Source organism: Anabaena sp. UHCC 0187, from assembly GCF_009712035.1.
GTDB lineage: Bacteria > Cyanobacteriota > Cyanobacteriia > Cyanobacteriales > Nostocaceae > Dolichospermum.
In genome coordinates this window covers 245783-261611 of record NZ_VILB01000002.1, presented here as the reverse complement: position 1 = coordinate 261611, position 15829 = coordinate 245783, and the positions used below count along the sequence as shown (strand labels likewise).

General features: G+C 39.7%; 14 protein-coding genes and 1 tRNA gene. 14 read left to right on the top strand and 1 reads right to left on the bottom strand.

Features of this window, described 5'->3' with window-relative positions:
* Nucleotides 1-38: 38 nt before the first annotated feature.
* The 4 genes from FJR11_RS02445 to FJR11_RS02430 all read left to right on the top strand — a co-directional run bounded on the left by FJR11_RS02445 (nucleotide 39) and on the right by FJR11_RS02430 (nucleotide 3029).
* Nucleotides 39-656: an NADH-quinone oxidoreductase subunit J gene (locus FJR11_RS02445; RefSeq protein ID WP_168502130.1), complete on the top strand. Its 618-nt coding sequence runs from the start codon at nucleotides 39-41 to the stop codon at nucleotides 654-656.
* A gap of 89 nt (nucleotides 657-745) precedes the next feature.
* The gene (nuoK, locus tag FJR11_RS02440; protein ID WP_168502129.1) at nucleotides 746-1051 is read left to right on the top strand and encodes an NADH-quinone oxidoreductase subunit NuoK; all 306 of its coding nucleotides are present in this window, start codon (nucleotides 746-748) and stop codon (nucleotides 1049-1051) included.
* A gap of 6 nt (nucleotides 1052-1057) precedes the next feature.
* Nucleotides 1058-1978, top strand: coding sequence for an NAD(+) kinase (locus FJR11_RS02435; RefSeq protein ID WP_168502128.1), 921 nt, complete (start codon nucleotides 1058-1060; stop codon nucleotides 1976-1978).
* A 256-nt stretch (nucleotides 1979-2234) separates the two neighbouring features.
* A complete protein-coding gene (locus FJR11_RS02430) occupies nucleotides 2235-3029 on the top strand; it encodes a GNAT family N-acetyltransferase (protein WP_168502127.1) in 795 nt (264 codons plus the stop codon).
* A 28-nt stretch (nucleotides 3030-3057) separates the two neighbouring features.
* Here FJR11_RS02430 and FJR11_RS02425 read toward each other — a convergent pair whose 3' ends face one another.
* Nucleotides 3058-4248 carry a hybrid sensor histidine kinase/response regulator gene (locus FJR11_RS02425; RefSeq protein ID WP_168502126.1) on the bottom strand — a complete coding sequence of 397 codons (1191 nt, stop codon included), beginning with the start codon at nucleotides 4246-4248 and terminating at the stop codon, nucleotides 3058-3060.
* Between the two features lie 113 nt (nucleotides 4249-4361).
* Between FJR11_RS02425 and gshA the strand changes: the two genes are divergently transcribed.
* From gshA to FJR11_RS02375, 10 genes are all read left to right on the top strand, one after another.
* Nucleotides 4362-5510, top strand: a complete 1149-nt coding sequence (gene gshA, locus FJR11_RS02420) for a glutamate--cysteine ligase (protein WP_168502125.1) — start codon at nucleotides 4362-4364, stop codon at nucleotides 5508-5510.
* A gap of 81 nt (nucleotides 5511-5591) precedes the next feature.
* On the top strand, nucleotides 5592-5765 hold the full coding sequence (locus tag FJR11_RS23380; RefSeq protein ID WP_217358204.1) for a hypothetical protein: 174 nt from the start codon (nucleotides 5592-5594) through the stop codon (nucleotides 5763-5765).
* A 278-nt stretch (nucleotides 5766-6043) separates the two neighbouring features.
* Entirely contained in the window at nucleotides 6044-7615 is a 1572-nt protein-coding gene (locus tag FJR11_RS02410) for a reverse transcriptase domain-containing protein (RefSeq protein ID WP_168502124.1), read from the top strand.
* Nucleotides 7616-7913: 298 nt separating this feature from the next.
* The gene (locus FJR11_RS02405; protein WP_168502123.1) at nucleotides 7914-8375 is read left to right on the top strand and encodes a tRNA (cytidine(34)-2'-O)-methyltransferase; all 462 of its coding nucleotides are present in this window, start codon (nucleotides 7914-7916) and stop codon (nucleotides 8373-8375) included.
* A gap of 768 nt (nucleotides 8376-9143) precedes the next feature.
* A complete protein-coding gene (locus tag FJR11_RS02400; RefSeq protein WP_168502122.1) occupies nucleotides 9144-11522 on the top strand; it encodes a peptidoglycan DD-metalloendopeptidase family protein in 2379 nt (792 codons plus the stop codon).
* A gap of 128 nt (nucleotides 11523-11650) precedes the next feature.
* Nucleotides 11651-11724, top strand: a tRNA-Met gene (locus FJR11_RS02395).
* Between the two features lie 168 nt (nucleotides 11725-11892).
* The gene (locus FJR11_RS02390; protein ID WP_168502121.1) at nucleotides 11893-12447 is read left to right on the top strand and encodes a restriction endonuclease; all 555 of its coding nucleotides are present in this window, start codon (nucleotides 11893-11895) and stop codon (nucleotides 12445-12447) included.
* The gene (locus FJR11_RS02385; protein ID WP_168502120.1) at nucleotides 12444-12995 is read left to right on the top strand and encodes a hypothetical protein; all 552 of its coding nucleotides are present in this window, start codon (nucleotides 12444-12446) and stop codon (nucleotides 12993-12995) included. Before FJR11_RS02390 ends, FJR11_RS02385 begins: the two co-directional genes overlap by 4 nt.
* 109 nt (nucleotides 12996-13104) lie before the next feature.
* Entirely contained in the window at nucleotides 13105-13191 is an 87-nt protein-coding gene (locus tag FJR11_RS23460; RefSeq protein ID WP_371417437.1) for a hypothetical protein, read from the top strand.
* A gap of 92 nt (nucleotides 13192-13283) precedes the next feature.
* Nucleotides 13284-15770: a U32 family peptidase gene (locus tag FJR11_RS02375; RefSeq protein WP_168502119.1), complete on the top strand. Its 2487-nt coding sequence runs from the start codon at nucleotides 13284-13286 to the stop codon at nucleotides 15768-15770.
* Nucleotides 15771-15829: the final 59 nt, after the last annotated feature.

Here is a 15829-nt window from a genome sequence, read left to right as displayed (position 1 = left end):
GACCACTGACAACTAACAACTGACTAAGGACAAAAACAGTGAATCTAGCCGAAGGAGTACAGTCTGTATCACTTGGCATTCTTGGTGTAATGATGATTGGGACAGCACTGGGTGTGGTGCTATTCTCTAACATTGTTTATTCCGCCTTTTTGCTGGGAGGAGTATTTATCAGCATGGCGGGAATGTACCTGTTGCTAAATGGTGATTTTGTCGCATCAGCACAAATACTAATTTATGTTGGTGCAATTAACGTTTTAATTCTGTTTGCCATCATGTTGGTAAACAAAAGACAGGATTTTTCACCATTACCTAGTGCGGGATTACGAAAAGTATTTACAGCTTTAGTCAGTTTTGGACTATTTGCGCTTTTAAGTACAATGGTATTAGCTACACCTTGGGCTTATACTACCAATCCCGTAGTTAGTCAAAATTCCATCATTGTCATTGGTGAGCATTTCTTTAGCGACTTTTTGCTACCCTTTGAATTAGCTTCCGTCCTGTTGCTAATAGCGATGGTAGGGGCAATTATTTTGGCGCGTCGGGAATATCTACCCGACCAAGTACCAACTTCTGACCTACAACAAACAATTTTAACCCTACCAGAACGCCCCAAAGAACTCATCAGCACTGGTAGCAGTTCTGGAAATGGGGAATAGGAACTGGGGACTGGGGACTGGGGACTGGGAACATTAATCACCCAATCACCAATCACCAATTACCAATCACCAATTACCAATCATCAATCATGCAACTCCAATACTTTTTATTACTAGCCGCAGCTTTGTTTTGCATTGGTATTTATGGTTTAATTACCAGTCGCAACGCAGTGCGGGTACTCATGTCAATTGAGTTATTGCTAAATGCCGTTAATTTAAATTTAATGGCATTTTCCAACTTCATTGATTCAGCCTTAATTAAGGGTCAGGTTTTCACAGTTTTCGTGATTACCGTGGCAGCTGCAGAAGCGGCGGTAGGGTTGGCGATCGTTCTAACTATTTATCGCAACCGTGATACCGTCGATATGGAGCAGTTTAATCTCCTGAAGTGGTAATAGTGCGTGCAACTCAAGCAAGTAATCATTGCGTATAAAGCGCGAGATCCCCAGAGTAAAAGCTGGGCTGAACTCTGTGCTAAACAACTAGAAAATCGTCATTGCCAAGTATTGATGGGACCTAGTGGGCCAAAAGATAACCCCTATCCGGTTTTTTTGGCCTCTGCTAATCAACCAATTGATCTAGCTTTGGTACTCGGTGGTGATGGTACTGTTTTAACTGGTGCTAGACATTTAGCACCAGCCGGTATTCCCATTCTCGGAGTGAATGTAGGCGGCCATTTGGGGTTTTTAACGGAGTCAGTAGATGAGTTTCAAGATCCAGAAATAGTTTGGGACAGGCTGTTAGAAGACCGTTATGCTATTCAACGGCGCATGATGTTACAAGCAGCGGTATATGAGGGAACTGGCTCAAATTTAGAACCCGTGACGGAAAGTTATTTGGCTTTAAATGAGTTTTGTGTCAAACCCGCTTCTGCTGACAGAATGATTACCTCAATTCTGGAAATGGAAATTGATGGTGAAATAGTAGATCAATATGTGGGAGACGGGTTAATTATCTCTACTCCCACAGGTTCTACTGGTTATACTGTTTCTGCCAGTGGACCAATTATGCACGATGGCATGGAAGCAATTACCATCACTCCCATTTGTCCCATGAGTCTTTCTAGTCGTCCCCTGGTTTTACCCCCTGGTTCTGTGGTCAGTATTTGGCCGTTGGGAGATTACGATTTAAGTACCAAACTGTGGATGGATGGTGTGTTATCTACTTCAATTTGGCCAGGACACCGAGTTGATGTGCGAATGGCTGATTGTCGCGCTAAGTTTATTGTATTGCGGGCAAATAATTCATATTATCAAACATTACGTGAGAAGTTACTTTGGGCTGGTACAAGAGTTCGCTACAACAATAATCACCGCAATTGATTTTATGTATCTTTTCTAAACATTGCCCCGGTAAGTCCGTAATAGTAAATTCATCTTCGCCCCCAATTTTAATATATTTGGGGGTTTTTAATATCTATTCTTACTGACAATTAAAAGTATGAACTGGGTGAATTTGTATCTTATTACCAGATTTTTTGAGCAGTTAAGCTCATAATGAAAAGAATTCGTAATTCCTCTAATTCTCTCTTGTCACTGGTATTAGTAGAATATTTCACAAATCTATTTAGGAAAACAGATGGAACTTTCTTATCGCTACAATAATTATCAACTCCATCCCCCTGATTTTCCCATTTTGCAAACTGATAAATATATCCTCCGTCTAGCTGCGAATGCGGCAGAACTAGAATCTATTTTTCAATTGCGTTTTCAAGTATTTAACCTGGAACTCGGTTTGGGATTACCTAATGCTAGTATTGCCCAGATGGATCAAGATAAATTTGATCAAGTTTGTCATCATTTGTTACTCATTGCTAAGAATACTGGTGAAACAATTGGTACTTATAGAATGCAAACTTATACCATGGCTGCTCAATATCTAGGATTTGATGCGGCTGATATCTTTAATCTTCACGGTATTCCTGATGCTGTTCTTCAATCTTCTGTTGAGGTGGGACGTGCTTGTATAGCTAAAAAGTACCGCAATAGTCATACCCTATTATTACTGTGGAAAGGATTAGCTAATTATTTAATTTGGACTCAAAAACAATATTTTTTTGGCTGTGCATCTTTACTTACACAATCTCACTGGGAGGCCGCTTGTACTTTTAATTATTTCAAGCACAACAATTTTATCCATCCTCATATTTTAGTATCTCCCCATTCACAGTATTTAATAGAACTAAGTCAAAATTATCCAGAAAATTCTCATATATCAATTCCTAATATTTTTCAGGCATACTTAACTATTGGTGCTAAGGTATGCAGTTTACCAGCTATTGATAAACAATTTAAAACTATTGACTTTTTAATTATTTCTAATATTTCCGATTTTGCTAAATGGCATTATAGCAGGAGTCACCGAGTCCTATGAGCGCAAGGGAAATGTCAAAAATGTGAATTTATTGGACAGCACATTGTAATTGTAAGGTGACTATTACCGTTGTCCCTACTCCTATTTCGCTTTTCATTTCAATTTTTCCCTCGTGGATATCTACACATTTTCTCACAATAGCTAGTCCTAATCCTGTTCCTTGAATATTTTGAACATTACTGGCACGGTAGAAGTTTTGAAATAGATCCCCTTGATCTTTTGGAGGAATACCAATTCCTTGATCTTGGATACAAAAAGTGGCATTATGATCTGTGCAGATGACATCAAAGTAAATTTGACCATGTTTATGAGAATACTTAATTGCATTGGAAAGTAAATTACTGAGAATGCAGCCTAACAAATCTTCATCCATTTCTACTTGTTCACATTTTCCTTGATAGTTGAAAATAATTTTGTATTGGTTTTTTAGACTAAGTTGATTTATTTCTATAATTTCTAAGCAAAATTTTTCTAAATCTAATAAAACTGGTTGATATTTCATTTTGACTGATTCAGTTTTATTCATAAATAATATATCATCTAATAATTGCAGCATTTTATCAATAGCCCGTTGAATTCTCAAAAAATATTTTAAGCGGCGTTCTTCGTTAAGATTAGCGCCGTGATGTTCCAGTAGTTCGACAGAACTTCTAATTATAGTCATAGGGGTACGAAACTCATGAGATACCATAGCCACAAAATTAGATTTGAGTTCATTTAATTCCTGCTCTCTAGCTAGTGCTTGACGGGTTTTTTCTTCACTTTCTCGGAGTTTATTGAGAATTTCCCCCCGTTCAATAGCATAGCGAATTGCTCGCTCTAATTTTGGCATTGTTATATCATCTTTGACAATGTAATCCTGTGCGCCTTCTCCCATTGCTTGTAGTGCTAAATCGTCACTATCTAAACCTGTTAAAACTACCACGGGAATATCGGGTACTGCTGCACGATATTCTTTTAGTGTTTCTATTCCTATAGAATCTGGGAGGCTGAGGTCTAACAAGACAACATCAAACTTTCTATTGTTATCATTTTCCAGTGGGAAATTACCCTGATTTAATTGTGAACTATTTGCACTAATTTGAATTGCCTCTTCTAATTGTTCAACATGGGTAATATGCCATTTTTTCGGATTTGCACGAGAAAATATCCGATTTAGGATCACAACATCAGTCGGACTATCTTCTACCAATAAAATATGAATGGTTGTTTGCTCCATAGGTAAGAATTATCACCATTAAATAAATATTAAATTTATATGTACCCAAAAAATGCAAAAAACCGTCTAATTAGATACAATTTATGAACATTAGGAGAGCTAAGGAGAATAAAGTGGTCTTATCAAAAGGCTTTGAAATTGAAATTTACACTGGTACACCTCAAGGCGAAATTGTGGGACTCTCAGACCAAATTATTGCAAACCTAGATGGATTTATGCGAGAGCCAGATAGCCGGAATGTAGAGTACATAACTCAGCCATCTATGAATTATGACAGTTTATTGTGCGCTTTGCTACGTCCTAGAAAAGAGTTGCGGAATTACCTTCAAGGCTTGGATAATTATACTTTGATACCGGGTAGTACGTTATCTTTGCCAGGAAGCCAACACTTTTTGCGTTCTGACCCCAGTAATTCCTATCATGATTACATTGAACAAACCTATGGCACAAAGGTAGTTACTGCCAGCGTCCATATCAATATCGGCATCAGTGACCCAGAGGTATTAATGCGTGCCTGTCGGGTCGTGAGAATGGAAGCACCTTTATTCCTGGCTATGAGTGCCTCATCTCCTTTCCTGGATGGTAAAACCACTGGTTATCATTCCACCCGCTGGGGAATATTCCCGCAAACCCCCAATCATGTCCCCTTATTTACTAGTCATACCCATCATATTCAATGGGTAAACGAACAGTTAGCGGCTGGGACAATGCAAAATGTCCGGCATTTGTGGACATCCGTGCGCCCAAATGGCGATCGCCGTCCTTATGATTTAAATCGGCTAGAATTGCGAATTTGTGACTTAGTTACAGATCCTATTGCTTTGTTAGCTATGACGGCAATGCTTGAAGCTCGGTTAATCCAAATTATTGACAACCCGACTATTGATCCTTTAACTCAAAGCCCGTTCTCTCCCGAAGAATTGATTACCTTAACCATGAAAAACGAAATGGCTGCCGCAACTGACAGTCTCGATGCGAGATTGCAGCGCTGGCAAGATGGTAGTAGTATTCTTGCTAGAGATTGGATCACAGAAATTTATCAAGAAATTTGGAGTATTGCCAAAGAACAGGGCTTTAGTTGTTTCCTCTCCCCCTTGCAAAAAATTCTGCGAGAAGGCAATGAAGCTCAACAATGGTTACAACTGCACAAAGTAGGCGTTGATATTCAGCGTGTAATTGCCCAAGCCATTATTTCTACCCAAGAACGGGAAACCGAACTAGAAAGTAAACTATGTTCATCTGTGGTGCGATTCGTTGATTAAGGAATCACGGTAATCAGTCCGTACATACTTAATCCAACCCAATCTAGCAATAGAGAAGGTTGAACTCTCGGTCTGATATGGGTGAAAGTCCCATCTGCCAGACTCAGGTATGACTCCCTATCTGCCCATGATGACCCGACTCGGTTTCGGGAGGTCAAAGCTGGGAACAGGGCGCAATCAGACATCCGTTGTGGGATGACAATGGTGCTAACGGGGAGTTCCCACGGTGAAACAGAGTCTCAAAAAGCAACCTAGGACAGGGCAGGACACAACACGAAAATCCTGACCCTACTGGAGTCAATTCCCGCCGCATCTCGCAGGAATAGCGGCAAGAGTCTAGGGAATCCAGTGGTTGAATTGGCTACACCTAACGGAACTAACAATCAACCGAGGGAACGAATAAAAACGGATTGAGGGTCTAAGGGCGGTCGAACCCTAAGTAGGCTGGACGAGCAGCGGAATCCCCTTCAATTCGGGTAGGACAGACCGTAATTGGTCTGAGGTGTTCAGAATACACAAATTGGTCGCAGAGCATGATTAGACACAGAGACAACTCTAGTGAATCCTGGAAGACGCTACCTTGGAAGAAATTCCGCCGTAACTTATTCCGCCTACAAAAACGAGTGTATAAAGCGGTTCAAGTTGGCGACAAGCGCAAAGCTAAGTCCCTACAAAAGCTGATTCTGAAATCAACCGCAGCAAGATTACTGGCTATTCGTCAAGTAACACAGCTAAATGCTGGGAAAAAGACAGCGGGAATTGACGGAAAAACCGCGCTCACTTATGAGCAAAGGTTTCAACTGAGTGAAAAACTCAGAACCGAAAGTAATAACTGGAAACACCAGGGGTTACGAGAAATACCCATTCCCAAAAAGGATGGTAAAACTCGGATTCTCAAAGTCCCCACTATTGCGGACAGAGCATACCAATGTCTTGTCAAATACGCATTAGAACCAGCACACGAGGCAACCTTCCACGCTAGGAGTTACGGTTTCAGGACAGGACGTTCAGCGCATGACGCACAGAAACAACTGTTCAGTAGTCTAAACTCCCAAGCCAATGGAATAGATAAACGAGTTATAGAACTCGATATCGAAAAATGCTTTGACAGGATAAACCACACTGCCATAATGGATAGACTCATCGCTCCTTATAGCATAAGACAAGGAATCTTCCGATGTCTCAAAGCCGGAGTCAATCCAGAGTTTCCCGAACAAGGAACACCACAAGGCGGGGTTGTAAGTCCACTATTAGCCAACATCGCCTTAAATGGGATTGAAAGTATTCATAGATACCATACTAATGGTTTTAAAATTACCGACAAAACCCCAAGCAATAAGATTGTCGAGCCATCAATCCGGTACGCGGACGACATGGTGATAATTCTCAGACCACAAGACGATGCCACAAAAATACTTGACAAAATCAGTCAGTTCCTAGCAGAGCGGGGAATGAATGTCAGTGAGAAAAAGACAAAGCTAACCGCCGCGACAGATGGGTTTGATTTCCTCGGCTGGTACTTCAAAGTCCAGAAAAACGGAAAGTTTAGATGCGTTCCATCAGTGGACAACTTCAAAGCTTTTCGCAAGAAGGTAAAATTCATCGTCAACAACTCGAATTATGGAGCTACCACAAAGGCTGAGAAATTAGCCCCTGTAGTTAGAGGTTGGAGGAACTACCACCGCTTCTGCAAGATGAACGAGTCACGTAACTCGCTATTCCACATCGAAACAAAAGCATTTAGGGTATTCAATAGGGAAAAGAAACAGAATCGCCATACCAGTAAGCAATTACTAGACAAGGCATTCCCATCAGTTCCTTACTCCGAAAACAAATACATCAAGGTCAAAGGTGAGAAATCGCCATACGACGGAGATTTAACTTATTGGAGCGAACGCAACAGTAAGTTATATGACGATAACACCTCTAAAGCCCTTAAACGGCAAAACCATAAATGTGGTCACTGTGGGCTAAAAATGCTTAGTGATGAGAAGGTACATTTACATCATGTTGATGGAAACCACCAAAACTGGAAAACTAAAAACCTTCTAGCCATTCACGAAAGCTGCCACGATTATATCCACATGAGCAAAAGCGAAAGCTAAGAACATCGGAAGCTGGGTGCGGTGAAAGTCGCACGCCCAGATTTAACAGAGAGGAGCGCGGGATAATACCCGCCTTCGACTCTAACAGGGAATAGACAACAGACCAGAGGGAATAGGCAAGAGTAAAGATAAATATTCTCTCACTCAGATCCTCATTTCCTCTCTCTAATTGATTAAAAAAAACTAATCAATAGGAAATACTTCGCACATATTAAAAAAAACTATATATCGTCTCTATATTTTGGTAGATTTTTAGACAGGAAGAATTTCCTTAATATATAATTCAGATTTGAAAAAGATGCCCCAGATAGTTTTAGTGAACCCACAAATTCCTCCTAATACTGGTAATATTGCCCGGACTTGTGCCGCTACAGGCACAGAATTACATTTGGTCGGTCCTTTAGGATTTGAAATTAGCGATCGCTATCTTAAACGAGCAGGGTTAGATTATTGGCCTTACGTTAAGCTTCATTATCATGAATCCATAGAAGTATTTGAAAACGTACACAAACAACGAGGAGGCAGATGCTTAGGTTTTACTGTTCGAGGTGATTTTAACTACACTAATTTTGAATTTCAAGCGGATGACTGGCTGTTATTTGGCAGTGAAACAGCAGGTTTATCAGCCAATGTTCTCTCTAGTTGTGAATCTACCTTGTATATTCCCATGTATGAACCTGGTGTTCGGAGTTTGAACCTATCAGTCAGTGTGGCCATAGGTTTATTTGAATGTCGTCGTCAGTTAGGCTATTTACAATAATTCATATTCACCAATCAAAATCTTTGATTAAGTGTGCTAGAAACATATTTATGAGATCAATCAGAGCAAAACCTGTTAAAATAATGTTGTATAGCATACATCAAGTAAGGAGTACGTAGTAATAAACACTGATAAACCTCCTGGCAGTGACATAAGAAATTTGTATAGATATTTTGAGGGTGATCTAACTGCCAAAGATAGAATTTAGTCAGTTCTGATGTTCTGAGTTGAGAAAGAGAAAACTACCAAAAACCTTGACTGTCAATGATTTGGATAATTTTGTATTCAGAAGTACAACAAAATAATGCAAAAATTGCAGGTATTGTATACGGTTGTTTTTTAGGGAAGAATAAACGTAAAGTCTGCTGTTGATAAGACGGATTAGGTCAAAAAATCTTGAAAGTGTTTACAGCAGGATCATCGCTTTTTCAGAAATCCTAGAGACTCATGAGCTAATAGCAACAATAGACCTAGCCAAGTTATGATATTTGTTTAGTTCGTGCTATTTACAGCAGTTAGGATTGTAGATAACTGTTAAAAGCAAACATTCCTGGGTTGTGAGGAGTGACTTGGACAAGACAGCACCAAAAATTTTAAGATTTACTAAGGTGTATGAACTTGTTTAAATCAGAGAAGCAGGTTAATCTTGCGTAAGTGTCTCTGGTGAATGTGATCTTGATATGTGGTTTGATGTGATATCAATCATGAATTAATATCCAACTAAAAAATCAAGATCAGTTAAACGCTAGTGATCATAGGAGGTCGTCTTTGAAACGAGCATTGAAAAAAAGAGAGAAGGCTGTGTTGAACAATACCCCCAGCAGCGATGATGCCCCGGTAGAGCAAACAAATTATGAGATCAATCCCAAAATGACCCGCCGGGCGCGGACTCATCGGGCCGCCATGATTGGCTTGGCAATATCCATGGGAGCAACCAGCCTTTTGGTGACTCGACAAAGCGATCAAGCCCAAGCAGCGGCTCCTGTTGGTAGTCAAAAAGCAGCTTCAACAATTCCGGCTGTTTCCGAGACTGAAATGAAATTTGCCGCCACTAAGCTGGAGTCCCAAACCGTCTCACCAGCAGCCGCGTTTGCAAATCCCGTCATATTGGAACCAACAGTAGTTTCACAAGTACCTGGGCTTGAAGCTAAATGGCAAATCGCAACCAACAGCATACCTGTCGAAGGCACTGCATCCAAGGCAATTTTCCCAACCAAGACATCTGACGAAAATTCTGTCAACTCACAACCCCAATTAGCACAGGGAGTGAGGAATCGCCCAGTTCAGTCTACATCACCAGTGGATAACCAACTGGTTGAAACAGCGCCACAGTTGTCTAGCACAGAAGGTGTCACTGGTACTACCATTACACCCCAAAATTTGTCAGCGACAGAATTGGCTAACGGGAATGTTGATGCTCAACTGAAGGCACAGCAAGAGTTTGCCCTCAATCGCTTACAGGAAAAATCAAACCGATTAAGAAATAGCTTGGCAGAGTTGCGCTCTGAACAAACCCAAGATTTATCAAAAACTGGTATTAATAAAGCACAGCCAACCACTGTAGCTAAAATATCAGGATCAGAACAGTCAGAGAATTTGACTGATTCCAGCCAAGCCGAACTTATTTCTAGGTTGAAACAGAACAAAGAAACCAGTGCGACGATACAGCAAATACCCATGCCTGTATCAGCCTCAACAAAAGTTGTCGCACAATTGCCTTCTTCAACCTATGAAGTTAAGCCCGGAGATACATTAGCAGAGATCGCTAACAATTACGGTACTTCAGTTTCCGAGCTAGTTAGAGCTAATAATCTGAGTGATCCTAATCAACTGCAAATTAATCAAAGGCTAATTATTCCTGCGGCAAATATGCTAGAAAAATCTAGCAGGGTGGATAATTCTTCTTTAAATACTCCTAGTTTTAACACTAACTCATTTGTTGCTAACAATACCAGTGTTATAGTTCCTTCGCCAATAGCAACAGCGCAGTCGGAAAGTCCTGATACTTCTGATACTTCTGCTATTAATAGTGTGACTATCCCCGTCCCAGTCGTGACAGGGGAGCAAAAACGGAATAATAATCCTAGTATTGCTAACCGTCTGAATATTCCTGCGCCAATAGTGACGGATAGCCAAGGGCAGACTACTATCCCTATTGTTATCCCCCAAGCATTACCCGCGCCTAGTGAATCCTATGGCTTAGGTGGTGATAGTCCATTACCAAGAACTGGATCCCAAAAGCATGGGTCACAAAAACCCGTGCAAAAGGTATCTAAAGCTAAAGGTAATGAACGTATTCGCAGCTTACAGGCAGAAATTGAGAGATTACGATATAAATACCGCGCTCAACAAGCTGGTCTAGGTGCTACTGGTTCTGAAAACAATGGTCAATCTGTACCTGTTGCTATTGAATCATCCAGTGAGTCAGTAGTATCTCAAGCAAACGCACTACAGATTCCTGTACCTCAAGCAATATTGCCAAGCTACAGCAATCAACAGTTTAAGACCATAGTTACAGCGTCTGCTCCCACCAACGAGCCAATTAACCCTGAATTCCTACCTAGTAAAACTGGTGTGGGCTGGAATTCTCCCCGCAAGTCATCTGGGATTAAGTTAACAGTTCCTCCTGCTCGTAAGAGTTCTTCTGACTCTTTAGGAAAATTGCGCGGAACTTCTGTTTCTCCAGCTTTACCACCTATAGCAGCAGTGGACATATACCTGCCTAAGACAACTGAGGATAATAGTAATTTCCCCTCTAATTCTACTACAGGCTATATTTGGCCTGCTAAGGGAGTTCTTACCTCTGGTTATGGCTGGCGCTGGGGAAGAATGCACAGAGGGATTGATATTGCCAACTCTACTGGTACACCCATTTATGCCGCATCTGATGGTGTAGTCGAGAAGGCTGGCTGGAATAACGGTGGTTACGGTAACCTTGTGGATATCCGCCATGATGATGGTAGCTTGACTCGTTATGGTCACAACAGCCGGATTCTGGTGCAAGCTGGTCAACGAGTGCAACGAGGTCAAACAATTGCGGCTATGGGTAGCACTGGTTTCAGCACTGGTCCCCACACTCATTTTGAAGTTCATCCATCTGGCAAGGGTGCTGTTAACCCTATCGCTTTCTTACCAAATCGGATTTAATTCCTGATTGTCTCGTTAATTGAGGGAGGTAAACTCCCTCTTTTGATTTTTGAGGTAGGAATTTGGAAATTGATAGTTGTCAAATGCAAATTGGTATGCTATCTTAATATAAGTTGATAAAACAACGTGGCTCAGTAGCTCAGTTGGTTAGAGTACGGGACTCATAAGCCTGGGGTCGTCAGTTCAAATCTGACCTGAGCCATTTTCAAATTTCAAAAATTTAATATTTCATTGCTAATAGCGGGGTTATAGCCCGCTTTTTTAGTATGTTAGGGCAATAAATAGTTTTCTGCTGCTTTTTTGTGGGTTGTTTTTGAATTTATTTTTTGTGAGTCAACATATAACAAATACGAGCATTTGAATCGAAATTATGCCTACAGGAGCAGAGTATAAAGCCAGAATTTCCGGCTATAACTGGGATGATTTAATTAATTTATGGTCAGAGATTGAGTTAGGTAATACCAAGACTGTTGGTTGGGACAAAGGAAAAGCATTAGAATATTTAGTTTTACGTGCATTTCAACTTGATGGTGCTGACGTAACTTGGCCTTATAGTGTTTATAGAGATAGAAAAGAACTAGAGCAAATTGATGGAGTCGTTTATGCAGATGGTTTGGCTTGTCTTATAGAATGTAAGGATACATCTGAAGCAATTAAATTTGAACCTATAGCCAAGCTAAAAAGTCAGCTACTACGTAGACCTACATCAACTGTTGCGAGTGTGTTTAGTCGGAATGGATTTACAGAATCGACAGAAACTTTAACAATATCTATTGCTCCTCACAATGTTTTCCTATGGACAGGATCTGAAATTTATTATTGCCTACAAAATAAATGTATATGTAGGGGATTAATTAAAAAATATCGTTTTTGCGTTGAGCAAGGTCTTCCCAATTACAATATTACCATTGAGGCTATACCATGACCCTAGCTTATGTTATTACAGAAGGAAAAACGGACATAGAAATCTTACAGCGATTGCTGCCAAAACATCTTATTCAAGATACTCAATTTGTAGAAGGTGTGGGATCTTATGGAGCGCGTTCTTTAGCTAGTTCACTGCTTGCTACTAGGTCAACTCCCGTTGCTTTAGTGTTAGATGCAGATACAGAAGATCAGGAGCAGATTTCTGAAAAATATGATTTAATTAATAATCTACTGGGTCAAGCATTTCATGGTATTCCCTTTAAAGTTAGCCTAGCAACTCCAGAAATAGAAGTTATTTTATTACAAGACAAATCATTAATTGAGAAAATAGCTAAACGTAGTTTTAATGATTTAGAATGGCAATTTGCTAAAAGTCAGCCAAGAAGATTTTTAGTAGAAGTTTTTAGGTTGCAAAAAAGTAAGCCAGTTATTGAGCAAATATTTGGTAATATCAGTGATGAGGAAATTCAGATATTGCAACAACATCCGTTGATACAGGATTTAATTAATTTTCTATCATCTGTTGCCGTTACGCCTACTGTTTAAACTGATTAGAAAATTCAAATAAAACAACTATGATGGATTAGAATAAACTACTAACACCTCAAAAACTGGGTAAAACTGAACCAGAAAATTACCAGTTTTATCTACAAAAATTCTGACAATTACAGACTATATATCGGGAATGACTGATTCTTACGCTACTAGTTTATTCCAACAATTCAGCGGTATTTCCTTGTGATAGAACAACAGTAATTGTCGTTTTTCTCTTTCCCACAACCACCCCCAATTTAGATACAATCTATAAACTGACATAACCTCGACTTAACCAAAATGACAAGCATCTCCACCCCTACCCTCAAAATCCCTGAACTCCTAGCACCTGCGGGTAACTGGGAATGCGCTCAAGCAGCAGTAGAAAATGGTGCGGATGCGATTTACTTTGGTTTAGAAAAGTTTAACGCGAGAATGCGGGCTGAGAATTTCACAGAAGCAGATTTACCCGAATTAATGGAATTTCTGCACCTGCGGGGAGTCAAAGGTTATATCACGCTGAATACCCTCATTTTTCCCCAGGAACTAACGGAAGCACAGCAATACCTCAAAACCATCATTGCTGCGGGTGTTGATGCTGTCATCGTGCAAGACGTGGGTATTTGTCGGCTGATTCGTCATCTTTCCCCCGACTTTCCGATTCATGCTTCCACCCAAATGACTATTACCAGTGCTGCGGGGGTAGAATTTGCTCAATCTTTGGGTTGTCAATTGGTAGTTTTAGCGCGAGAATGTTCCATTTCGGAAATTAATAAAATTCAACAACAAATATTTCAAAAAAATACTTCCTTACCTTTAGAAGTTTTCGTTCACGGTGCTTTGTGCGTCGCATATTCTGGACAATGTTTAACCAGCGAAGCATTAGGAGGACGTTCTGCAAATCGGGGAGAATGCGCTCAAGCTTGCAGAATGCCTTATGATTTAATTGCAGATGGTGAAGTTATTAATTTAGGTGATCGAAAATATTTATTAAGTCCTCAAGATTTAGCTGGTTTAGAAGTTTTACCAGAATTAGTAAAATCTGGAGTTACTTCCTTAAAAATTGAAGGACGTTTGAAAGCACCGGAATATGTTGCTAACGTGACTCGCGTTTATCGTCAAGCATTAAATCAACTATTAGAAACAAATATAGAAACATTTTCTAGTCGAGAAAAAGACCAATATAATTTAGAAATGGCATTTTCTCGCGGACTATATACAGGTTGGTTTGAGGGAATTAATAATCAAGAATTAGTTCACGCCAGATTTGGCAAAAAACGCGGTGTTTATTTAGGAGAAGTTACCCGAATTAGAAATGCAGAAATAACAGTGAAATTAGAAGCACCTGTTAAACCAGGAGATGGGATTGTTTTTGATTGTGGACATCCAGAAAGAAGGGAAGAAGGAGGAAGAATATATGCAGTCATTCCCAATGGTCGAGATGTAATATTAACTTTTGGCAGAAATGATTTAAATTTCCATAATATTCACATAGGTGATAAAGTTTGGAAAACCAATGATCCTGAATTAGACAAGCAAATTCGGCAAAGTTATACTGGAGAACATCCCCAATTTACCAGACCAATTAATATAGAAGTGCATGGAGAAATTGGCGAAAAATTAATAGCTATATCGCGTGATCAATCTTGGAATATAGTTCAAGTAGAATCAGAAATATTGATAGCTGAGGCACATACAAAACCTCTCTCTACAGAAAGATTAAAAGAACAATTTGGACGGTTAGGAAATACACCTTTCCATTTAGACACTTTTATAAATAATCTCAACGGTAATATTATGTTACCCGTGAGTGAGTTAAACCGAATGCGTCGGGAAATAGTCAGCAAATTAGAGGAATTAAGAAGTAGACCCAAACTTTGGGAATTAAATCATCAGGGAAAATGGCAAGATTTAATTAGTTCTCAATCCACACCAATTCCCGCTTCTGGTTCCCTGATTGTTTTGGTGAGAAACATCGCACAATTAAAAGCAGTATTAACAGCAGATATCAAAACCATATATTGCGAATTTGAAGATCCTCGCAATTATAAAGAAGCAGTAAAAATAGTGCGAGAATGTGAAAAAGAAATTAGCATCTTTGTCGCACCACCCCGGATAACCAAACCTGGAGAAACCTGGATTTTAAAACAAGTTATTGCTTCCCAAGCTGATGGTTATTTAATTAGAAATTATGATCAATTAGAATATTTTGCCACAGAAAGATGTGTTGGTGATTTCTCTCTAAATATCGCTAACCCCTTAACAGCAGATTACTTTAAAAACCGCTTTAATTTAGAAAGATTAACAGCTTCTTATGACTTAAATATTCACCAACTCGAAGATTTAATTACCAATTATCCAGCGCAAAATTTTGAAGTCACAGTTCATCAACATATACCCATGTTTCACATGGAACATTGTGTATTTTGTGCTTTTTTATCTGACGGAACAGATTACACCAATTGTGGTAGACCTTGCGATACACAAGCCGTCACAATCAGAGATAGGGTAGGTAGTGAACACATTCTTAAAGCTGACGCAGGATGTAGAAATACAGTATATAACGCCACAGCACAAACTGGAGCGGAATACGTGCAACGGTTAATATCATTGGGTTTACAGCACTTCCGCATTGAATTTGTCAATGAAACACCGGAACAAGTGCAAAAAACAATACAAAGCTACCAAAAATTACTCGCAGGAGAAATCATCGGTTCGCAACTTTGGAGAGAATTGAAACTACAAAACCAATTAGGTGTAACTCGTGGTGCATTAGGGATGATCTAAGTGGAGTTACGTAAGTCCCTAAATTTCATTAGATCATACTCAGTATTAGCAACTCTGTA